16 protein-coding genes and 2 pseudogenes are annotated in these 20,712 nt (G+C 75.1%); 7 read left to right on the top strand and 11 right to left on the bottom strand.

Translation table 11 applies throughout. The features are described from left to right. Positions 1–14: 14 nt before the first annotated feature. From ACFWPT_RS34775 to ACFWPT_RS34745, 7 genes and pseudogenes are all read right to left on the bottom strand, one after another. Complete coding sequence (locus tag ACFWPT_RS34775; protein WP_380486746.1) at positions 15–2,414, bottom strand: FAD-dependent monooxygenase; 2,400 nt, start codon at positions 2,412–2,414, stop codon at positions 15–17. Next, positions 2,411–2,755, bottom strand: a pseudogene (locus ACFWPT_RS34770) (acyl-CoA thioesterase); the annotation flags it as partial. The pseudogene ACFWPT_RS34770 and the gene ACFWPT_RS34775, both read right to left, overlap by 4 nt. 57 nt (positions 2,756–2,812) lie before the next feature. Then, positions 2,813–4,438 (bottom strand): annotated as a pseudogene (locus ACFWPT_RS34765) (AMP-binding protein); the annotation flags it as partial. Between the two features lie 218 nt (positions 4,439–4,656). Next, a complete protein-coding gene (locus ACFWPT_RS34760) occupies positions 4,657–5,646 on the bottom strand; it encodes a hypothetical protein (protein ID WP_380486743.1) in 990 nt (329 codons plus the stop codon). Between the two features lie 255 nt (positions 5,647–5,901). Further along, positions 5,902–6,915 (bottom strand): alcohol dehydrogenase AdhP, encoded by a 1,014-nt coding sequence (gene adhP / locus ACFWPT_RS34755; protein ID WP_380486740.1) that lies wholly within the window; start codon positions 6,913–6,915, stop codon positions 5,902–5,904. 133 nt (positions 6,916–7,048) lie between these two features. Next, the gene (locus ACFWPT_RS34750) at positions 7,049–7,552 is read right to left on the bottom strand and encodes a GNAT family N-acetyltransferase (RefSeq protein WP_380486737.1); all 504 of its coding nucleotides are present in this window, start codon (positions 7,550–7,552) and stop codon (positions 7,049–7,051) included. Beyond that, on the bottom strand, positions 7,549–8,874 hold the full coding sequence (locus ACFWPT_RS34745) for a DUF6271 family protein (RefSeq protein ID WP_380486734.1): 1,326 nt from the start codon (positions 8,872–8,874) through the stop codon (positions 7,549–7,551). Before ACFWPT_RS34745 ends, ACFWPT_RS34750 begins: the two co-directional genes overlap by 4 nt. Before the next feature lie 374 nt (positions 8,875–9,248). Between ACFWPT_RS34745 and ACFWPT_RS34740 the strand changes: the two genes are divergently transcribed. Then, the gene (locus ACFWPT_RS34740; RefSeq protein ID WP_380486731.1) at positions 9,249–10,448 is read left to right on the top strand and encodes a peptidoglycan-binding protein; all 1,200 of its coding nucleotides are present in this window, start codon (positions 9,249–9,251) and stop codon (positions 10,446–10,448) included. A gap of 107 nt (positions 10,449–10,555) precedes the next feature. Continuing rightward, complete coding sequence (locus ACFWPT_RS34735; RefSeq protein ID WP_380486728.1) at positions 10,556–11,545, top strand: MsnO8 family LLM class oxidoreductase; 990 nt, start codon at positions 10,556–10,558, stop codon at positions 11,543–11,545. A gap of 89 nt (positions 11,546–11,634) precedes the next feature. Here ACFWPT_RS34735 and ACFWPT_RS34730 read toward each other — a convergent pair whose 3' ends face one another. After that, entirely contained in the window at positions 11,635–13,197 is a 1,563-nt protein-coding gene (locus ACFWPT_RS34730) for an APC family permease (RefSeq protein WP_380370299.1), read from the bottom strand. A 131-nt stretch (positions 13,198–13,328) separates the two neighbouring features. Further along, positions 13,329–14,939, bottom strand: coding sequence for an amidohydrolase (locus tag ACFWPT_RS34725; RefSeq protein ID WP_380486725.1), 1,611 nt, complete (start codon positions 14,937–14,939; stop codon positions 13,329–13,331). 211 nt (positions 14,940–15,150) lie between these two features. On the opposite strand from ACFWPT_RS34725, the gene ACFWPT_RS34720 reads away from it, so the two are divergent. From ACFWPT_RS34720 to ACFWPT_RS34700, 5 genes are all read left to right on the top strand, one after another. Beyond that, positions 15,151–15,759 (top strand): TetR/AcrR family transcriptional regulator C-terminal domain-containing protein, encoded by a 609-nt coding sequence (locus tag ACFWPT_RS34720; protein WP_363370975.1) that lies wholly within the window; start codon positions 15,151–15,153, stop codon positions 15,757–15,759. A 638-nt stretch (positions 15,760–16,397) separates the two neighbouring features. Next, positions 16,398–16,781, top strand: coding sequence for a hypothetical protein (locus ACFWPT_RS34715; RefSeq protein WP_063350270.1), 384 nt, complete (start codon positions 16,398–16,400; stop codon positions 16,779–16,781). 88 nt (positions 16,782–16,869) lie between these two features. Beyond that, positions 16,870–17,895 carry a transcriptional regulator gene (locus tag ACFWPT_RS34710; RefSeq protein WP_380486722.1) on the top strand — a complete coding sequence of 342 codons (1,026 nt, stop codon included), beginning with the start codon at positions 16,870–16,872 and terminating at the stop codon, positions 17,893–17,895. An 82-nt stretch (positions 17,896–17,977) separates the two neighbouring features. Then, positions 17,978–18,373: a roadblock/LC7 domain-containing protein gene (locus ACFWPT_RS34705; RefSeq protein WP_350879110.1), complete on the top strand. Its 396-nt coding sequence runs from the start codon at positions 17,978–17,980 to the stop codon at positions 18,371–18,373. A 77-nt stretch (positions 18,374–18,450) separates the two neighbouring features. Further along, the gene (locus ACFWPT_RS34700; RefSeq protein WP_063350272.1) at positions 18,451–18,825 is read left to right on the top strand and encodes a hypothetical protein; all 375 of its coding nucleotides are present in this window, start codon (positions 18,451–18,453) and stop codon (positions 18,823–18,825) included. Between the two features lie 54 nt (positions 18,826–18,879). Here ACFWPT_RS34700 and ACFWPT_RS34695 read toward each other — a convergent pair whose 3' ends face one another. Both ACFWPT_RS34695 and ACFWPT_RS34690 read right to left on the bottom strand, forming a co-directional pair. Next, complete coding sequence (locus tag ACFWPT_RS34695; RefSeq protein ID WP_063350273.1) at positions 18,880–19,296, bottom strand: DUF6188 family protein; 417 nt, start codon at positions 19,294–19,296, stop codon at positions 18,880–18,882. Between the two features lie 115 nt (positions 19,297–19,411). Beyond that, positions 19,412–20,527, bottom strand: coding sequence for an NUDIX domain-containing protein (locus ACFWPT_RS34690; protein ID WP_380486720.1), 1,116 nt, complete (start codon positions 20,525–20,527; stop codon positions 19,412–19,414). Positions 20,528–20,712 lie beyond the last annotated feature (185 nt).

The raw sequence follows: 20,712 nt of genomic DNA, 5'->3' as shown, positions 1-20,712 counted from the left end.
TCCTCCTCGGCTGCTCAGCGCGGTTCGGGGGTGGGCGGCGGCCAGCGGCGGTGCACCGGCGCGGTGGGCTCGGCCGGCAGGTGCAGGCGCGGTGCGACCCGGTCGGCGTTCGGGCCGGGCGGTCTGCGACTGCCCGCCGACCAGGGGCCGGGCCAGTGCGCGCCCGGCCCGGTGTAGCCCTGCTCGGCGGCGGCGTGCAGCGTCCAGAGCGGGTCGTACAGCTGGGCCCGCCCGATCGCGACCAGGTCGGCCCGCCCGGCCAGCAGCACGGAGTTGGCGTCGTCGTGCCCGGAGATCGCGCCGACCGCGATGGTCGGCAGGCCGGTGGCGGCGCGGATCAGCTCGGCGAACGGCGTCTGGTAGCCGCGGCCGTACGGCGGCCGCTGGTGGGCGACCACCTCGCCGGTGGACACGTCCACCGCGTCCGCCCCGCCGTCGGCCAGCGCGCGGCCGATCGTGACGGCCTCCGGTGCGGTGGTGCCGCCGGGCGCCCAGTCGCAGGCCGAGATCCGCACCAGCAGCGGCCGCCCGGCCGGCCAGAGCGCGCGGACGGCCGCCAGCACCTCCAGCGGCAGCCGCAGCCGGTGCGCGAGCCGGCCGCCGTAGCGGTCGGTGCGGTGGTTGGTCAGCGGTGAGAGGAAGCCGGAGACCAGGTGGCCGTGGCCGAACTGCAGCTCCAGCGCGTCGAAGCCGGCCCGCGCCGCGCGTTCCGCCGCCTCGGCGAAGTCCGCGACCACGGTGGCCAGTTGGGTGGCGGTGGCCGCGTGCGGGGCAGGGCTGTCGGGGCCCCAGGGGAGCGGGGAGGCGGCGAGCAGCGGCCAGCCGTCGGCGAGCGGGCGCCCGATCCCGTCCGGGCCGGGTGCGGCGGTGGCGCCCCGGCGGCCGGCGTGGGTCAGCTGGAGGCCGACCGGGGTGTCGCTCACCGCGCGGACGGCGTCGACGAGTTCGCGCCAGGCCGTCTCCTGGCGGTCGTTCCACAGCCCCGGGCAGCGGTCGGTGGCCCGGCCCCCGGGGCTGACGGCGGCCATCCCGGCGAGGACCAGCCCGGCGCCGCCGAGCGCGTGCGCGGTCAGCTGGGCCCGGTCGAAGCCGCTGGGCAGGGTGTCGGTGGAGGTGAAGGTGGCGAGCGGGGGCACCACGACGCGGTTGCGCAGCTCCAGGGCGCCGAGCTTCAGCGGCCGGAACATCGGCGGCACTCCGGGCGGGCCGCCGGCGGCGGCGTCCACCGCGTCGACGAAGCCGGGGTCGCGGGCCCGCAGGTTGCCGTAGGTGACCCGGCGGCTGCGGGTGAGCAGGTTGAACACGAACCGGTCGGCGCCCTGCCCGGTGCGCCGCTCCACCGTCTCGAACCACTCCAGGCTCGCCTGCGCGGCCCGCTGGGTGGACTCCACCACCGGGCGCCGCTCCGCCTCGTAGGCGGCCAACGCCTGCTCCAGCGCCGGTTGTTCGTGCAGGCTCGCGGCGAGCGCGAGGGCGTCCTCCAGGGCGAGCTTGGTGCCCGAGCCGATCGAGAAGTGCGCGGAGTGCGCTGCGTCGCCGAGCAGCACCACGTTGCGGTGGCGCCAGCGGGCGTTGCGCACGGTGGTGAAGCGGATCCAGCGGGAGGCGTTCGGGATCAGCCGGTGGCCGTCCAGGTGTCCGGCGAGCAGGTCCGCGCAGCGCCGCACGCCGGCCTCGTCGCTCTCGCCGCGGGCCGGCTCCCGGGCGGCGAGGGCGTCGAACCCGGCCCGGCGCCAGGCGTCTTCGGCGATCTCCACGATGAAGGTGGAGCGGGTCGCGCTGTACGGGTAGGCGTGCACCTGGAGGGTGCCGAAGTCGAACCGCTCGACGATGAAGGTGAAGGCCTCGAAGACCTTGTCGGTGGCGAGCCAGATGTAGCGGCAGTGCCGCTCGTCCAGGTCGGGCCGGAAGGTGTCGGCGTAGGCCGCGCGGGTGCCCGAGTGGATGCCGTCGGCGGCGACCACCAGGTCGTACTCGGCGGCGAGCCGGTCGACCGGAGGGGCGGGGGTGCGGTAGCGCACGTCCACCGCGAGCTGCTCGCAGCGCCGTTGCAGGATCGCGCGCAGCCGGTTGCGGTCGAGTGCCGCGAAGCCGTGCCCGCCGCAGGTGCGGACCTCGCCCGCGTAGCGCACGTCGATGTCGCTCCAGCGGGCGAACTCGGCGCCGATCGCGGCGAAGACCTCCGGGTCGGCCTGGGCGATGCCGTCCAGCGTCTCGTCGGAGAACACCACGCCGAAGCCGAACTCGTCCTGTCGGCCGTCGCGTTCGAAGACGGTGATCTCCCGGTGCGGTGCCAACCGCTTGGCGAGCGCGGCGAAGTAGAGCCCGCCCGGACCGGCGCCGATCACCGCGATGCGGCGGGCCGCGCTGGTGCGGGCGGCGGCGGGTGTGGTGGTGCGGGCCGCGGTGGTCACCGCACCACCTCCGGCTGTTGCGGTCCGGCCTCGGCCAGCGCGCGGCGCACCGGCGCGGGCCAGGGCTCGGCGCCCTTGGCGTTCGGCGCGGCGTGCACCACCGACATCCGCCCGGACGCGGCCAGGCCCTGCGGGCCGTGCACCTCGAAGGCGTAGTGCAGCGAGGAGCCGCCGACCCGGACCACCCGCAGCTCGGTGCGGACCAGGTCGCCGAACCAGAGCCGCTCGCGGTAGTCGGCCTCGAAGTGCACCCGGGGGATCCGCCCGAACAGCTCGGCCAGGCCCAGCCGGCGCAGCAGCGCCGCCTCCGCGGCCTCGGCCCAGCGCTGGACGGCCGAGAAGTGGTAGTGCCCGGCCGCGTCGGTGTCGGACCACTCGACCCGGCGCTCGATCGCCACGCTGGCCGGGGCGGTCGCGGCCCGCCGGCGCAGTTCGGCGCGGTGCAGCTTGCCGGTGGCGGTGCGCGGCAGCCGGGTGACGAACTCGACCGTGCGCGGGTACTTGTACGGGGCGATGGTCCGCTTGACGTGCTCCTGGAGGCTCCGCACCTGCTCCGGCCCGGCGGGCGCGCCCTCGCGCAGCACCACGTAGGCCTTCACCACCGTGCCGCGCCGTTCGTCCGGCGCCCCGACCACCGCGCAGTCGGCGACGTCGGGGTGGGCGGCGAGGGCCTGCTCGACCTCGGGGCCGGCGATGTTGTAGCCGGCCGAGACGATCATGTCGTCGTTGCGCGCCTGGTACCAGAAGTAGCCGTCCTGGTCACGGAGGTAGGTGTCGCCGGTGAGGTTCCAGCCGTTGCGGACGTAGTCGCGCTGGCGTTCGTCGTCCAGGTAGCGGCAGCCGGTCGGGCCCTTGACGGCGAGCAGGCCGGGCACGCCGTCCGGCACCGGCCGGCCCTGCTCGTCGAGGACGGCGGCCCGGTATCCGGGGACGGGGCGGCCGGTCGCGCCGGGGCGGATGTCGCCGTCGGCGGCGGAGATGAACACGTGCAGCAGCTCGGTGGCGCCGAGGCCGTCGATCAGCCGCTGCCCGGTGGCCGCGTGGAAGGCCTCCCAGAGGGCGGCGGGCAGGTGCTCGCCGGCCGAGACGCAGCGCCGTACGCCGGACAGGCGGTCGGCGAGCCCGGCGGCCAGGATCGCCCGGTAGGCGGTCGGAGCGGTGAACAGCACGCCGACCCGGTGCCGGTGGACCTGCTCGGCGAGCTGCTCGGGGGTGGCCTGCTCCAGCAGCAGGCTGGCGGCGCCGGCGCGCAGCGGGAAGACCACCAGGCCGCCGAGCCCGAAGGTGAAGGCGAGCGGCGGGGTGCCGGCGAACAGGTCGTCGGGGGTGGGGCGCAGGAGGTGGCGGGAGAAGGTGTCGGCGTTGGCGAGCACGTCGCGGTGGAAGTGCAGGGTGGCCTTGGGCCGTCCGGTGGTTCCGGAGGTGAAGGCGATCAGCGCGACGTCGTCGGCGGCGGTCGGGACGGCGGTGAAGCCGCCGCTCTTGGCGGCGCAGCGGGCGGTCAGGTCCTGGGGGCCGGGCCCGCCGAAGGCGAGCACCCGCAGGCCGGGTGTCTCGGCCCGGGCGAGGTCGTCCAGGTAGCGGTGGTCGCACAGGGCGATGGCGGGCCGGGCGATCCGGTGCAGTCCGGTCAGTTCGGCGGCCCGCAGCAGCGGCATGGTGCTGACGGCCACGCCGCCGGCCTTCAGGACGCCGAGCCAGCAGGCCACCAGCCAGGGGGTGTTGGGGCCGCGGAGCAGCACCCGGTTGCCGGTGGCCAGGCCGAGGTCCTCGGTCAGCAGCCGGGCCACCCGGTCGGCGTGGTCGCGCAGTTCGCCGTAGGTCCACTGGCCGGTCGGGGTGAGCAGGCAGCGGCGGTCGGGGCCGTACCGGGTGATCGTTGCGTCGAGCAGCGCCTGGGCGCAGTTCAGTCGGTCCGGATAGGCCAACTCCGGTATGTCGAAGAGGAGTTCGGGCCACTGGTCGAAGGGCGGGAGATGGTCGCGGCAGAACGTGTCCACGTGCGCGGAGGGGGATAGCTCCATGGGCGGGCACCTCATCGTGCGAGCGGGAGTGAGGCCAGTATGGCGTGTTGGTGACGCCAGTCAAGAGAGCGATACATGCATTCGGGGGAGAGGGCGCCGCGCGGTCTCACCGGTGGCCCCACCCGCGTCCCGGCGCAACGGCAGCCGCACCCGGCGACCGGTGCGGTCGGGGTGCGGCGGGTTGGGTAGGGGCTGCGGCAGGCGGGGGTGCGGCCGGGTCAGGCGGTGGCCCCCTGGGCGGCGGCGTCGGGCTCGCGGCCGTCCTCGGCCTGCTGGGCGCGTTCGGCCAGCAGGCGGGCGAACAGAACCAGCACCGGCATGGCGGCGTCGGCGCCCGGGCCCGAATCGCGGACGTACAGCAGCGTGGTGCCGACCCGCACCAGGGCCTCCGCCCCTTCCGCGCCGTGCGTCCGGGCGGCCCGCTGGTCGCCGATCGAGGGGAGGGGGACGGCGGCGGCCGCGTCGGCGCCGCCGACGTGGGCGAGCATCGCGTCGAAGGCCCGGCCGGCGGCGTCGGCGGAGGCGAAGGTGACCACGGTGAACTGTGCGCTGTGCGTGGTCACGGCGCGGAACGTCACGGTGGCGTAAGCGAGTTGCTGGTCGCAGGCGTCTGGGAGCAGGCAGGGCACGTCCTCGCCCGGGCCCGCTCCCGACTGCGGGCCGCTCTCCACCTGCCAGCCGCCCGGCATGGCCCGCAGATCGGGCAGTACACCCTGCACCTGGGCCGGGTCGCGCAGCGTCCGCCCGGCGTGGGCCAGGTCGGGCCCGCCCGGCCGCAGCAGCGGGCGCGAGCCCAGGTTGATCCCGACGGCGACCAGGGCGGCGACCACGATCAGCGCCAGCGTGACGAGGACGGGGGCGGCGCCGATCCGGGCGGCCCGGGCCTGGGCCCCGGCGACGGCCGGATCGACCCGGAGGTGGACGGTCGGCGGGTCGGCGGGCCGGCCGAGTTCGGTGGTGGCCAGGTACCGGGCGAACGCCGGGTCCGAGGTGAGCAGTTCGCCGACGGCGGCGGTCAGCCCGGTCCGCGCCCGGGCGTCCCCCGGGCTCGCGTCGACCGCGTCCACGGCCCGGGCGCCCTCCGGCGTGGCCCGCAGCCGCGCCCGCACCAGATCCGCGACCGCCCGCCCCGGGCCGCCCGCCACCCCCTCGGCCGCCCGTATCAGCACGCCCACCACCACGGGCACCAAGTCCTGGCCGTCCCCCATGGCAACTCCCCCCGGCCCACGAGTCGTTGCTCCCACGATCCCGGACCGGACGGCGCCGCGCCCCCCACCGGACGGAACGGAGACGGAACTGCAACCGGGCCCGGACGGACGTGGGGCGGGCGTGACCCGGGGGGCCACTGGTACCCGAACGGGCCGGCCGAGGGGGCGGATCGGCCGCGAACTGTGTCCTGACAAGGGGGGCGGACGGATGCCAGGCGCACCTGCTCGGCCGGGGCCGTGCTCAGCGCAGGCCGCTCAGCGCAGGTCGAAGACCAGGCGGGCGGAGACCTTGCCGCCCAGCACCTCCTCGAAGCAGGCGTTCACCTCCTCCAGGCGGCGGGGCTCAAGGATGACGCGGGTGCGGCCGAGGGCGTGCAGGCGGAAGACCTCGGCGAGGTCCTGGCGGGTGCCGACGATCGAGCCGATCACCCTGGTGCCGTTCAACACGGTCTCGAACACCGGCAGTTCGAGCTTCCCGCCGGCCGGGAGTGCCACCAGCACGAGCGTGCCGCCGCGCCGCAGGGCCCCGTAAGCGGCCTGGAAGGAGGCGTTGCTGACGGCGAGGGCGATGGCCGCGTGGGCGCCGCCGAGCCGCTGGACCTCCGCCGCGATGTCCTGGGTGCGGGCGTCGAGGACGTGGTCGGCGCCGAGTTCGCGGGCCAGGGCGAGCTTGTCGTCGGTGACGTCGACCGCGATGGTCTCGGCGCCGAAGATCCGCGCGTACTGCAGCGCGAGGTGGCCGAGCCCGCCGATGCCGGAGACCAGGACCCGGGTGCCCGGGCGGGCGCCGGAGACCTTGAGCGCCTTGTAGGTGGTGACACCCGCGCAGGACAGCGGCGCGGCGTCGAGCGGGTCGAGGCCGTCGGGGACGGGCACCACGTAGTCGCCGTGCGCCAGCGCGTACTCGGCGTAGGCGCCGTCCACCGAGTAGCCGCTGTTGTGCTGCTGGAGGCAGAGCGTCTCCCAGCCGGAGACGCACTGGTCGCAGCGCCCGCAGGCGTCGGCCAGCCAGGGGATGGCGACCCGTTCGCCGACCCGGACGTTGCGCACCTCCCCGCCGACCGCCTCGACGATCCCCACGCCCTCGTGGCCGGGCACGAACGGCGGGTTCGGCTTGACCGGCCAGTCGCCGTGGGCGGCGTGGATGTCGGTGTGGCAGAGGCCGGACGCCTCGATCCTGACCCGGACCTGGTGCGCCGCGGGCTCGGGGACTGGGCGGTCCTCGATGACCAGCGGCGCGGTGAAGTCGTGGACGACGGCGGCCTTCATGCGCTCTCCCTCGGTCGGTGGTGATGCTGCTGGCGGCTGGGCGCAGCCGTCAGCAGCATCACTCGACGGGGTGAGTGCCGCAGCCCGGACTACTCCGGACGAGTGGACGAGCGGACGAGTGGACGAGTGAAGGTCAGCCGGCCGCCACCGGCATCGACATGTAGACGGCGCGCTTGCCGTAGCAGGCCGGCACCGTCACCTCGCGGTGGGCGCGGTAGCCGAGCAGCCGCAGCAGGATGTCGGTGCCGCGGACCGCGACCATGGAGATCCGCTCGAAGCCCTGTTCGGACGCCTGCTCCCGGAAGTGCCGGATGAACCCCAGCGCGACCTCCCGGCCGCGCAGGTCCTCGGCGATCACCAGGTCGTGCACGTGCAGGTTGTCCGACGCGAACACCGCCTCCTCCGGCCGGTCGAGGCTCGGGCAGCGCAGCGGCGGGTACGGCAGGCTCAGCAGGTAGCCGCGGACGGTGCCGTCCTGCTCCAGCACGAAGCAGGTCTGCGGCGAGGCGAGGGCGCGGGACTGCAGCGCCTCCCTGCCCTCCGACAGGCCGTCGGCCGCGTAGGCGTCGTGCTCCAGTGCGACCACGGCGTCCCAGTCGCCGTCGGCCAGGAGCCGGATCCGGAGGTCCTCGCTCACCCGGCCGCGACCTCCGAAGCGGTGCCGAGCCCTTCCGCGCGGGAGGCGGCCACCAGCGCCGCCCACGCTCCCATCAGCACCGCCCAGCGCTCGGCGTCCTCCTGCGCCTCGTCCAGGAGCTGCTGGCGCTGCTCGGCCACCGCGTCGGCGAGCTCGGCGTACTTGCCGCCCAGCTTGCGGTAGGAGCGGTCCAGGACGTCCAGGCAGTGCTCGTTCCCGGCCCGGTCCCAGTCGACGCTGCCCCGCACCAGGTCGAGGATCGGCTCGATCTTCAGCCCGTGCCGCTCGTCCAGCAGGTCACGGCCGAGGTCGATCATGCCGCCGTAGACCGGGTACAGGTACAGCATCGAGAGCAGGAACTTGACGAACCGCATCTGGTAGGAGATGAAGCCGTCGCCGATGCGGCGTTCGGGCGTGTAGTAGTTGACGATGTGGCGGTTGTGGACGACGCCGGGCAGCCGGGAGTGGACCATGGCGTGCAGCAGGGCGTAGTCGCTGCCGATGGTCTTGACCGAGGGCAGCAGCGGCAGCACCTCGTAGGCCCGGTGGTCCAGGGCGATGTTGCACATGTAGACGTCCCAGATGTCGGGCACGCCGAGGACGGATTCGTCGGTGGTGAACGGCTCGGAGCCGGCGCCCTTGAAGGAGACGTCCACCATCGCGTCCCGGTCCTCCTCCGGCCACACCGGCGGGGTCCACAGGCGCACCACGTCGCGGTAGATGTCCGGGTCCAACTCGTGGATCTCGCTGATGTCCACGTTGAGTTCGCCGATGAAGGAGCCGCTGACCAGCATCACCGGCTTGTCCGCGTCGGCCGGGTCGAGCTCGGAGCGGGTCACGCCGGCCGCCGCCTCGCCGGCCGGTCGGCCGATCGAGAGCAGCTCGTGGTGGATCGGGAAGATCTTCCGACCGTCGACGACCTGGAAGTCGGCGTCGTCGTTGCGCAGGTGCGCCGAGGTGCAGCCCAGGGCGGCCGCGCCCAGGAAGAGCCGGTTGACGCAGGAGCCGTACGCGACGGCCGGCGGGAGCATCATGTCGAGCAGCAGTCCGGGGTCGGCGGCGCCGGAGCGCTCGGCCACCCGGCGCAGGAACTCCCGCTGCTGCGCGTTGCCGAGGTGGTGGACGACCACGCCGGGGGTGGGCTCCAGGGCGGCCACGGCGCCCGCGTTCTTCGCGAACTGGACGGCGTCGGTGGTGTCGAGGATGAGGAGGTGCACCTCGACGTCGAAGTTCGCGACGGCGTAGGCCGCTTCCTCGGCGAGTTCCACGATGGTGTCGGGGCAGGATCGCATGGTGGGCAGGGCGAGGCAGACTCGTTGCATAACGGTGGAATCTCCGTCGGTTCGTCAGAATCGTGGCGGTGATGACGGTATGAGTGCTTTTCGCGCACCACCGTGGACTAGACCAGTTCCGAAGTCAACGATTGACAGAGCGGCTGCGGCGGGGTGGAATGCGCCCCCGCCCGACGGCTTTCCGGAGCCTCTCGGGCTTCCTTCCGGGCAGGGCGGAGCGCGGGTCCGGTGGCACGCGGTGCGGGCCCCCGGGTCCGTACGCGAGGACGAATTCCCGTCACAGATCCGAACGGGCGCGCGAGCATGGGTGGTTCATTGCCGTGTATTGCGCCGTTGGGGTCAATCCGGAGGGTGAACCTGCCGATACCCGCAACGACGTCCGTTCGCCGCCTGGAGGAGACCGCATGTCCGACCTGTGGCTGCCCGGTGCCGAGATCCACGACCTCGGCGACCACGCGCCGACCGACCAGCAGTACCCCCCGAGGGCCATCGCCCACATCACCTGGGACCGCAACGCGACCGCCGCCGCGCCGCAGGACTGGTGCACCTACGAGGACCTGGTGAGCTACTTCACCGGCAGCGGCGCCGGCGACGCGCCACACCTCATCTGGGACCCGTTCAGCGGCCGGATCGCCCAGCTGTTCCCGGCCGACTCCCGCTCGAAGAGCCTGCTCAGCCCGACGACGAGCCCGACCCGCACCAACCGGGCCGGGCGCGTGGTGATCCAGATCGAGGCGGTGTTCTTCCCCTACTGCAACTACCAGGGCACCGTGTACGCGCGGCTGGTCGACACCCCGTGCGCGGGCTGGGACCGGATCCACGCCTGGATCGCCTCCTGGGGCGTGCCCGACGTCTGGCCGATGGGCCGCCCGGCCGACTTCACCAGCCACCGCGACGAGCAGGTGTGGGAGGCCAGCGGCGGCTGGTACGCACACGCCCACGTCCCGTTCAACGACCACACCGACCCCGGCTCCTGGCCCGACTTCACGGCCGGCCCCGGCACCCCGATCCCCGCGCCCTCGCAGCAGCACCCGGCACCCCCGGCGGACCCGACCCCGGCCCGGTACCAGACCACCATCAACGGCCTCCCGTACGGCTACGGAGCCCAGGGCTACCAGGTCACCGTGGTCGGCCGGGGGCTCGTCGCCCAGGGCTTCGGCGCCCACTACCGCTCCGGCCCCGGGCCGAACTGGAGCGACGCGGACACCGAGAACTACGCGGACTACCAGCAGAGCCTGGGCTACTCCGGCCAGGCGGCGGACGGTGTGCCGGGGGAGAGTTCGCTGCGGCGGCTGCTCGGCTACCTGCCCGGGCCCCGGACGGTGTCGCTCGCGCACGTCGTGGCGGCCGCCCGCACCGACCCCGGCGCCGAGCAGGGGCACCGGACGTACGGCGCCGAGGCGGCGATCGTCGAGCAGGCCCTGGCGGACGAGGGGCTGCTCGAACAGCGCTGGGTGGACGGCTCGTTCGGCAGCCTGACGGTCACCGCCTACGCCGGGTGGCAGCGCCGGTGCGGGTACACCGACGCCGCCGCCGACGGGATCCCCGGGCAGGACTCGCTGCACCGGCTGGGCGCGGCACAGGGCTTCGCCGTCACGGACTGACCGGGCCCGCCCGTGGCGCCGGGGCCCCTCCGTACCGGGGGCGTGGCGGTGGGGGAATGCCCGGCTCGGCGGCGGGCGTTGTCCACCGCGTGACCAGCGCTGCGCCCATGACCAGGCTCTCCGTCCTCGACCGCTCCCGGACCAGACGGGGCGAGGAGCCGGCGCAGGCGCTGCGGGACACGGTGGCCTTCGCCCGCGAGGCCGAGCGGCTCGGGTACCACCGTTTCTGGGTCTCCGAGCACCACGGCGTGCCCGGGGTCGCGGGATCCGCGCCGACGGTGCTCGCCGCGGCGGTGGCGGCGGCCACCACCCGGATCCGGGTCGGCACGGGCGGGGTGATGCTGCCCAACCACCAGCCCATGGTGGTGGCCGAGCAGTTCGGGGTGCTCGCCTCGCTCTTCCCCGGCCGGATCGACATGGGGCTCGGCCGCTCGGTCGGGTTCACCGACGGCGTGCGGCGGGCGCTGGGCCGGGAGAAGGACTCCGCGGACGACTTCGGCGCCCAGCTGGCCGAACTGCTCGGCTACTTCGACGGCTCGCAGCGGGCCCACCCCGGCGTCCACGCCCGCCCGGCCGAGGGCCTGCGGGTGCCGGCCTTCGTCCTGGCCACCGGCGCGGGCGCCGACCTGGCCGCCGACGCCGGGCTGCCGCTGGTCATCGCCGCCGCCCGGGGAGAGGAACGGATGCTCGCGGCGATCGACCGCTACCGCAGCCGGTTCCGCCCCTCGGCGCAGGTCGCCGAGCCGTACGTGGTGGTCTCGGGCACGGTCGCGGTCGCCGAGAGCGCCGACCGGGCGCGGGAGCTGCTCGTCCCGGAGGCGTGGTCCGGCGCGTACTCCCGCACCCACGGCGAGTTCCCGCCGCTGGCGCCCGCCGCCGAGATCCTGGCCCGGCCGATGAGCCCGCGCGAGCACGCCGCCTACGAGCAGTCGCTGAAGGGCCACATCGCGGGCACCCCGGAGCGGGCCGCCGCCGAACTCGCCGCCCTGGTGGCGCGCAGCGGCGCGGACGAGTTCCTGGTCACCACCAGCACCTACGACCGCGTCGCCCTCCTCGACTCCTACCGGCTGCTCGCCGAGGCGGTCGGCCAGGCCTGAGGCCGCCGGCCGGGTGTGCGGCGGTCGGGTGTGCGGCGGTCGGGCCAGGCCTGAGGCGGTGGGCCGGCCCTGCGGCGCCGCCGCCCCGCTCAGCCCGCGTCGACCTCCGACGTCCCGAGCCGGGCGTACACCTCGGGCCGCCGCGCCCGCAGCCGCAGCGCGATGGCGACGCCCGTCAGGAACACCACCGGCACGATCGCCACCAGCGGCCAGTTGACCTCCGGCCCGGCATTGGTGAACAGGTCGAGCCGCCACACCACCAGCGCCGTCGCCCCGCACAGCAGCACGGTGGCGGCGACCGGCGCCACGACCGTCCGGAACACCCCTGCGCTCGCGGCCGCCTCGCGATTGCGGCGGAAGAAGGCGTACACGGACAGCCCGGCGAGCGCCTGCAGCACCAGGATGCCGACCACGCCGGGGGAGTTCACCCAGAGGAAGAACTGGTTGTACGGGTCGGCCCCGATCAGCGCCGCCACCACGACGGCCGCCGCCGCCAGCACCGACTGCGCGATGCCGCCGATCCACGGGGAGCCGTGGCGGGGGTGGACCCGGCCGAGCGCGGCCGGGGCGGCCTGCTCGGTGGCGAGGGCGTAGCCGTAGCGGGTGATGGTGTTGTGGAAGGCGAGCAGCGCGGCGAGCAGGCTGGTCACGATCAGCACCCGCTGGAGGTCGGTGGCCCAGGCGCCGACGTAGTCGGTCATCGCGGTGAAGAACATCCCGGCCGGGTCGGCGGTGGCGGTCGCGACGGCCTCGGTGGCGCCGAAGGCCTGCACGATCATCCAGGTGATGAAGGTGTAGAAGAGGCCGAGGAAGGCGATCGCCGCGTAGGTGGCGCGCGGCACCGTCCGCCGTGGTTCGCGGGCCTCCTCGCGGTAGATGGCGGTGGCCTCGAAGCCGATGAACGCGGCGAAGGAGAGCCCGAGCACCCCGCCCATGCCCCCGGAGAACACGTTGTGCGGGGCGAACGAGGACAGGTCGAGCCCGTGCGCGCCGCCGCGCACCAGCACCGCCACGGCGAGCACGAGCAGGATGCCGGTCTCGGCGATCAGCAGCGCGCCGAGCACCTTGGCGCCGAGGTCTATCGAGCGGTAGCCGAGGAGCCAGACCACCGCGACGCCGAGCAGCGCCCAGACCGGCCAGGGCAGGTCCAGGCCGAGCAGGTCGGCGGCGGTGGTGTGGGCGAAGAAGCCGAAGGCGCCGTACATGCCGATCTGGATGGCGTTGTACGAGAGCACCGCGAGCAGCGCGGCGCCGAGTCCGGCGGGGCGGCCGAGGCCGCGGGTGACGTAGGCGTAGAACGCGCCGGCGTTGCGGATGTGCGCGGTCATGGTGGTGAAGCCGACCGCGAAGAGCGCCAGGATGACGCCGGTGGCCAGGTAGGCGACGGGCGTGCCGATGCCGCCGAAGGCGATCGCGAACGGTGCCACGCCGGCCATCACGGTCAGCGGTGCGGCGGCGGCCACGACGAAGAAGACGATGTCGCCGGTGCCGAGCACGCCGCCTTCCAGGCGGGCGGGGCCGGTGGAGCCGGCGGCTGCGGTGCCGGGCCCGGTGGTGCCGGGCCCGGCGCTGGGTCCGGCGCGGCCGGTGTCGGGGCCGGTGCGGGGGGAGCCGGGTGCGGTCGGGGAGGCCGCGTCGGAGGGCAGGGTCATGGGGAGCTCTCCTGGGGTCGTACGGACGAGGGTAGAGCGGTCGGCCGCCGATCGGGTGCGGGCGGTCGACGGGGGAGCGGACGCCGTGGGGGGCGTTCCGGCGGGCGGGGTACGGGGGGGATCCCGGGGGGTCAGTGCGTGCGGCGGCCGCCGAGCCAGGTCCCGGCCACCGGGACGGCGGCCAGCTCGGCGGCCGACACTGCGTAGGGATCGGCCGCCAGGTGCACCAGGTCGGCCCGCATCCCGGGGCGCAGCACGCCCCACTCCGCCTCCTCGAAGGCCTGGTGCGCGACGCCCGCCGAGTACGCCGCGAGTGCCTCGGTGAGGCCGATCCGCTCCTCGGGCAGCCAGCCGCCGGCCGGCAGGCCGTCCGGGGTCTGCCGGGTGACGGCGGTGGCGAGACCGGCCAGCGGCTCGTAACGGGTGACCGGCCAGTCGCTGCCGAAGGAGACCCGGGCGCCACCGCGCAGCAGGGCGGCGATCTGGTACTGCCGGGCGCCGCGCTCGGGGCCGAGCCGGGGGAGGGTGAGTTCGGTCATCAGCGGGTCGGTCTGGGCCCACAGCGGTTCGAAGTTGGCGATCACGCCGAGTTCGGCGAAGCGGGGCAGGTCGGCCGGGTCGACGAGTTGGACATGGGCGATCACCGGGCGGCGGGCGCGCAGGCCGTTGCGGCGGGTGGCGGCCTCGACGGCGTCCAGGGCGATCCGGACGCCGTGGTCGCCGATGGCGTGGATGTGCGGCTGGAAGCCGAGCGCGTCGACGGCGGTGACGGCGTCGGCCAGTTCGGCGCCGGTCCAGTTGGCGACGCCGTGGGAGTGCGGGCAGTCGCTGTAGGGCGCCAGCAGGGCGGCCGTCCCGGACTCGACGACGCCGTCGGCGAAGAACTTGACCGCCCGGGCGGTGAGTCGGCCGCGCCCGCCGGCCTCGACCCGCTCCCGGTCGGCGGCCAGGGCGGGGAGCCGTGCGCGCCAGCCGTCCGGTTCGAGCAGCAGCGCCAGCCCGGCCCGGACGGGCAGGTCGTGCTCGGCGACGGCGGCGAGCCAGGTGTCGACCTGCGCGGGCTCGATCCAGGCGTCCTGGAGCCAGGTGAGCCCGGCGGCGGCGAGCGCGGCGGTGGTCTCGCGCAGGGCGGCGACCTGCTCGGCGAGCGGGAGCGGCGGGACGAGCGCGAGGACGGGATTGAGGGCGCCGAACTCGCGCAGGGTGCCGAGCGGGGCGCCGTCCGGGCGGCGGACGATCTCGCCGCCCACGGGGTCGGGCGTGTCCGGCCCGTACCCGGCGCGGTGCAGCGCCTCGCTGTTGGCCCAGCCGGTGTGGTGGTCCATGGTGCGCAGCAGGACGGGCCGGTCGGGGACGGCGGCGTCGAGCAGCCGGGCGTCGAACAGGCCGCCCTCGGCGAGCCACGGGTCGACGGCGTCCCCGGTGATCCACTCGGCCTCGGGGTGCCGGGCGGCCCAGGTGCGGACGGCCTCGACGACCTCCTCCAGGCTGGTGCAGTCGCGCACCGGCACGCCGCGCAGCCCGATGGCGCCGATCAGCGGGTGGAGGTGGCCGTCGCCGAAGGAGGGCAGCAGGGCGCCGCCCGCCAGGTCGACGGTCTCGGTGCGGTCGTCGCGCAGGGCGAGCGCCGCGTCGCCGAGGGCGGTGATCCGCCCGGCGGTGACGGCGAGGGCGTGGGTGGCGGGGTGGGCGGGGTCTCCGGTGTGGATCCGGCCGCCGGTGAAGATCGTGTCGGCACGCATGGGGGAGCGTCCTCTCCGGGTCGCGGCAGGCGACGAGGGCGACCTGCCTAAACCGAATGGGGTTCGGTTACCGTAGGCGCGGCACCGGCGGGTGCGGAAGAGTTTTATTGAAAGCCATTCAGTAACGCTTGGGTAACGATGATCTTGAGGGTTCTCCGGAAGGCTCCCTGAAGGGCTCCCCGAAAAACTCCCCGAAAGACGAGGAACCGGCATGGCCAGGCCGCGCACACCCCTGCTGGACCGGCAGCGCATCGTCGACACCGCGCTGCGGCTGGTCGACGAGTCGGGCGACCTCACCATCCCCGGCCTCGCCGGCGCCCTCAAGGTCAGCCCCTCCGCGCTCTACCACCACGTCGCCGGCCGGGCCGAGATCGTCGCCCTGATGCGTGCCGAACTCGTCCGCACCATCGGCGAGCAGTCGATGTGGGACCAGCCCTGGGACGCGGCGCTGCGCACCTGGGCGCACGCCTACCGGGACGCCTTCGCCGAACACCCCGGCATCGTCCGCCTGCTCGCCACCGCCCCGCTCGCCGAATCGTTCATGCACGAGCTGTACGAGCGTGCCGTCGCCACCCTGGAGGGTGCGGGCTTCGCCGCGCGGGACGTGATGGGCGTGATCACCGCCCTGGAGAGCTTCATCCTCGGCTCCGCCCTCGACCTGGTCGCCCCGGACGTCATGGTCGACGCCGTCGACCGTGACGCCACCCCGCGCCTGGCCGACGCCCTCGATGCCGTCCCCGCCGGCCGCGAACGCGCCGACCGGGCCTTCGAGCTGGGCCTCACCGCCCTGATCGCGGGTTACCGGGCGCTGCTGCCCTGACCGCCCTCCGTGCTGGAGCCGGGGCGCGCCGGGGTCGGGTCGCCGCAGTTCCGCCGGGTCCGGTCCCGTTCCTCCATCCGGTTTCTGAGCAGGCGTGATGACCTGCTAATGTTCTTCTCGTCGGGAGGGAAACAAACTCCCGAGCAGGCGTCAGCGGTGCTACCAGAGCACGTCCTACTTTCAGTAGGAAGAGTCCGTGCGACCCGGGCCTGGCGCTCCACCCGAAGGGGCTCGTTCCGTCCAGCGGAACGGGCCCCTTCGTCATGCCCGGGGCTCCGGCGGCAGTCGGGCGGCGACCCGGTGGTGTAGACCTGTTTGCCCGGGCCCCTATCGCATGTCGGCGGTCGAAACCCTGCCGTGCGGCCGGTTCTCGGCCAAGCTCCCCTGCCAGGTGGTCGGCGGGTGGCGGTGGGCTGCGGTCCGCGACCGTCCCCGGGCCAGCGGGTTCGCCCGGCAGCGGCGGCTGACGCCTTGTCACACCTTGGCCGGAAGTGGACGCTACTGATGTGAATATGCCATTGGAATGTTCGTCATATGGAATCCGGCAGTAGCCTTCCGTGTCGAGCCCGCCACTGCTGGTGGCGGCCCGGCCGTGCCGTGCTGCGCCCGGCTGCCCAGACCCCCTCGAAGGAGCCGGTGTGCCGGGTATCGACGAATGCCTCGCCGGAGCGATGTCGATCTCCGGGGCACGCTCCGCGAGCCTGGTCGACTGGAGCAGCGGACTCGCACTCGGCAGCCTCGGCGAGTGCCCGACCGGTGACCACGAGACCGCAGCCGCCGAGACAACCGACTTGGTACGGGCGGCCGTTGAGAGCCAGACCTTCACCGGGGCGGAGGACCGGCGGTCGCCGTTACAGGACGTCATCGTCACCGCCGGCCGCAGCTACCACCTCATCTGCTTCATCGACACCGTCTTCGACAGCCGCCTCGTCCTCCACCTCTGGCTCGACCGCGCCCAGGGCAACCTCGCCGCCGCCCGCTACCGCCTCCAGGCGCTCGCCGAGGAACTGGTGCTGGGGTGAGCGGGACGCCCGCCGAGGCCATCGGGTTTCGGCCAGCACGCCGGACGGGCCGCCCCCGCCGCCCGCGCTCCACCGGGCGGTGGCCCCGATGAACGCCGCGCCCGCCGCCGTCCGCCCGCCCGCCCCGCCGCAGACCCCCGGCGAGGCCCTCGGCCTGCTCGCCGCCCGCCGCGCCACCGGCGCCCTGTGCGGCCCGCTCGGCAACCTGCACCTCGTCGACGGCCAGGTGGCCCACGCCGACTCCCCGCGCGCGCCCGGCCTGGCCGAACTGCTCACCGGCTGCGGCCGGATCACCCCCGGGCAGTGGGCGGAGCTGCTCCGGCTCCACGGCCCGCGCGCCCGGGTCGGTGAGGCACTCGTCGAACGGCGGCTGCTCACCCGGGGCGAGCTCGAACTCGGCCACCTGGGCACGCTCTTCGACGCCGCGTTCTTCGTCCTCGCCGACCGGACCGGCGGCGTCTGGCGGTTCGAGCCCGACGCCCGGCACTGGCTGGGCCCGGTGGCCACGGTCGACCCCGGCCGGCTGCGCCGCGAGGTCGAGCGCCGGGGCCGGCTGCTGGAACGCATCTGGCCCTGGCCGCAGCTCGACACCGCGCCGGTCCGCCCGGTGGTGCCGGTCCCACGGCCGTCGCACCGCCCGCCCGGCCGCCGCCGGCGCGAACTGCTGGACCACGCCGACGGCCGAAGAACCCCGGCGGACCTGGCGCGCCTGCTCGGCCGGTCCGGCTTCGGCGTCACGGCGGACGTCCGCCGCCTGGCCGCCGCCGGGCTGCTCGACGCCCCGCGGCACGCCGCACCGGCGGTGGCGCCGGCGGTGGCACCGAGCGCCGCGACACCTGGGGCACCCGCGGCACCTGGGGCACCTGGGGCGCCGAGGCCCGCGGCGCCCGTCGCGGAAGCCGAGGCGCCGGCCCCCGCCCGCCCGCCGGGAGGAGGCCTGCACCGCCGGGTCCCCGGCGCCACCCTCACCGGCGCCACGCCGTCCGGCCTCGTGGCCCCCACCCGCTCCGATCGCCCGCCCACCACGGCAGCGGCCCACCCGCCGCTGGCCGTCCCCGACCCGGACATCGCGCTGCTGACCCGGGTCCGAACCCTTCTGGAGGCCCGACTTTGAACCACTCTCCACCCGCGACCCCGCCGTCCCGGCCATGAGGCGGGTGCTCAAGCAGCGTGTCGGAAGGAGACAACTGATCGCCTTGGAGACCGAACTGCTCGCCGAGCTCCGCGCCGTCAAGCAGCGCGTCCCGCACCTCGCGGGTGGCCTGGTGGCCAGCGTGGACGGCCTGTTGGTCGCGCACGACACCCACGGGGCGGAACCCTCCGGCCTGGCCGCGATGACGGCGGCCTCGCTGTCGCTGGCCCAACGGCTCGCCGACACCACCGGCCAGGGCGAGTTCCGCGAGTCGCTGGTGCGCGGCGAGCACGGCTACGTCGCCACCTACGCGGCCGGGGGCAGCTGCGTGCTGGCCCTGCTGGCGCACCCGGACGTCAACGTCGGCCGGCTGCACCTGGAGGCCCGCCGCTCGGCCCAGCGGATCGCCGGGCTGCTCAGCGACAGCCTCCTGCCGAAGGACCCCCGCGACCCGGCCTGACCGGCCTGACCGGCCAGGCCCCCGGCCCGACCGCACCTATCACCCCAGCACCCCACCACCGAAAGGGAGTTACCCAGATGACCGACGCAGCCGGCGCGCTCAAGCAGGCCATGACCAGCATCGAGGGCGCCATCGGCGCGGCACTCGTGGACTACAACAGCGGCATGGCGCTCGCCACCCTCGACGGCCCCGGCGGGCTGGACCTCAACGTGGCCGCGGCGGGGAACACCGACGTGGTCCGCGCCAAGATGCGCACCATGGACATGCTCGGCCTACAGGACGGGATCGAGGACATCCTGATCACCCTCAGCAGCCAGTACCACCTGATCCGGCCGCTCGCCGGCCGCACCGGCAAGGGCCTCTTCCTCTACCTGGCGCTGGACAAGGCGCGGGCCAACCTGGCGATGGCCCGCCACCAGCTCACCAGGATCGAGGCCGACCTGGAGGTCTGACAGGCCGGACAGGCCGGAGAGTCCGACCGACGACGCGTCGGCTCCGGCGCCGGCTCAGGCCGCGCCGGGCGCCGTCCACCGGACCTCGCCGCCCGGCAGCCCCGCGCACACCGCGCCCTCGGCGGTCTCCACGCTCCACGGCGCGAGCTGCGCGTGCGGCGGGACGGACAGCGCGCCGCCCTCCGCGAAGGCCAGCTCCAGGCCGCCGGCGAGGGTGATCTCGGCGGTGTCGACGGTCCGGCCGACGAGCGCGAGCAGGGTGCCGGTCGGACGGACGGTCAGCGCCGGAAAGTAGTGCTCGACCTCCGCCGGGGCGGTGAAGGAGGGCGCGGCGAGGCGGAACTCGTGCGCCACCCGGACGGTCACCGGTCCGTCGAGGGTGAGGTCCAGTCGGTCGCCGCCGCTGACCGACGCCACTCGGCGGCCGGCCAGCGCCTCCGTGATCCCGTGCTGCGTGATCCCGTTCTGCATGGCCCCAGTGTGACCCACCCGACCCGGCCCTGTCCGCCCCGCCCAACAGCCCCGCCCGACCGGCCCGCCTGACTTGCCCTCCTGAACCCGCTAGACCCGCCCGGCCCGCCCGCCGCTACCCGGCGGCGCGTCCGCGCACCAGCTCGGCCGGCCCTCCCGCCCGCTCCCGCGCGGCCAGCGCGGCGGCCGTCCGGGCCCAGGACGGGCCGGTCAGCAGCGCCCGTGCCTCGGCGGGGCCGCAGAGCCGCCACTCCACCAGCTCCTCGTCCGGCAGCGCGATCGAACCGAGCATCCGTTGCGTCACCGTGCCCCCGTCGAACACGGACACCAGCACGGCGGTGTCCCGCCCGGTGGCCGGGTCGGCCTCCGGGTCGGCGGCCGCCCCGGGCTGCCAGTCCAGCGCCAGCAGCCGCCCCGGTTCGACCTCCCAGCCGAGCTCCTCGCGGATCTCGCGCCGGACGGCCGCCCGGGGCAGTTCCCGGTCCGCCTCGATCCCGCCGCCCGGCAGCGTCCAGTACGGCACCCGGCCGCGCGGCCCGTCCCACGGCCGCAGCCGGACCAGCAGGACCCGCCCGGCGTCGTCGGTGAACAGGGCCCGGGCCTTGGCCCGGATCCGCGGGCGGGTGGCGATGTAGGTGGCCCGGTCCATCGGCGGCTCGTACCCGGGCCCGCCGGGGGCGGAGCCCAGGGCGGGCGCGTCGGCCAGCCCCGTGTACGCGGGCGGCGGTTCGTCCGCCGGCAGGTGGTCGAGGGTGTGCCCCACGGGCCTGCTGTCCTCCAGCTCCAGCGGACCGGCCGACCGTGGCGCCCGCAGGCAGGCCGTGACCCGGCGGGACAGCAGGGGCGGCAGCGCGTGGCCCGCCTGTTCCGGGGTCAGCCAGGCCCAGCCGCCGACCTCCGCCGCGTCCGGCCGGATCGCCGCGGCCTGTTCGGCGGTGAGCGGCTGCGCCCAGTACAGGTACGCGGCGATCGGCGGCCGGAAGTGGTCGAGCGTCCAGTCGACGCAGGCCAGCGGCCCCAGCCGGGGCGTGAACCCGAGTTCCTCCACCACCTCGCGCAGCGCGGTCTCCCGGGGCGAGCGGTCCTGCGGCTCCCACCCGCCGCCCGGGATCGCCACCGGATGCTTCCGGTCGTACGGCAACCGCACCACCAGCACCCGCCCCCGCTCGTCCGGGAACAGCACCCCCGCCGCCGCCAGCAACTCCCGCCCGCTCCCGGATGACGCGTCCACCGCTGCTCCCTCCGTCAGGCCCGGTTCGAAGGCCGTGTCCCCCCGACGACTCGGCGGACCCCTTTCATGGTTCCCCCCACGAGCCGTCCTAGGGCGTGTCTGACAATTCGCGTCGGATCAGCGCGCGGCGTTGGGCGCCCGGCTGGGCGTGCCGGCGAAGCGTCCTCGTACTGGGCCGTACTTGG

Origin of the sequence: Kitasatospora sp. NPDC058478 (assembly GCF_042720345.1) — a bacterium.
In the GTDB taxonomy this organism is placed as follows: Bacteria; Actinomycetota; Actinomycetes; order Streptomycetales; family Streptomycetaceae; genus Kitasatospora.
Note: the sequence above shows the minus strand (reverse complement) of the source record. Positions and strands in the feature narration are given on the sequence as shown.

Excerpts from the sequence above, each read along its gene's own strand:
- ACFWPT_RS34730 (WP_380370299.1), bottom strand. The coding sequence starts at position 13,197 with ATGACCCTGCCCTCCGACGCGGCCTCCCCGACCGCACCCGGCTCCCCC.
- ACFWPT_RS34695 (WP_063350273.1), bottom strand. The coding sequence starts at position 19,296 with ATGCAGAACGGGATCACGCAGCACGGGATCACGGAGGCGCTGGCCGGC.
- ACFWPT_RS34700 (WP_063350272.1), top strand. The coding sequence starts at position 18,451 with ATGACCGACGCAGCCGGCGCGCTCAAGCAGGCCATGACCAGCATCGAG.
- adhP (WP_380486740.1), bottom strand. The coding sequence starts at position 6,915 with ATGAAGGCCGCCGTCGTCCACGACTTCACCGCGCCGCTGGTCATCGAG.
- ACFWPT_RS34710 (WP_380486722.1), top strand. The coding sequence starts at position 16,870 with ATGAACGCCGCGCCCGCCGCCGTCCGCCCGCCCGCCCCGCCGCAGACC.
- ACFWPT_RS34745 (WP_380486734.1), bottom strand. The coding sequence starts at position 8,874 with ATGCAACGAGTCTGCCTCGCCCTGCCCACCATGCGATCCTGCCCCGAC.
- ACFWPT_RS34720 (WP_363370975.1), top strand. The coding sequence starts at position 15,151 with ATGGCCAGGCCGCGCACACCCCTGCTGGACCGGCAGCGCATCGTCGAC.
- ACFWPT_RS34760 (WP_380486743.1), bottom strand. The coding sequence starts at position 5,646 with ATGGGGGACGGCCAGGACTTGGTGCCCGTGGTGGTGGGCGTGCTGATA.
- ACFWPT_RS34740 (WP_380486731.1), top strand. The coding sequence starts at position 9,249 with ATGTCCGACCTGTGGCTGCCCGGTGCCGAGATCCACGACCTCGGCGAC.
- ACFWPT_RS34725 (WP_380486725.1), bottom strand. The coding sequence starts at position 14,939 with ATGCGTGCCGACACGATCTTCACCGGCGGCCGGATCCACACCGGAGAC.
- ACFWPT_RS34735 (WP_380486728.1), top strand. The coding sequence starts at position 10,556 with ATGACCAGGCTCTCCGTCCTCGACCGCTCCCGGACCAGACGGGGCGAG.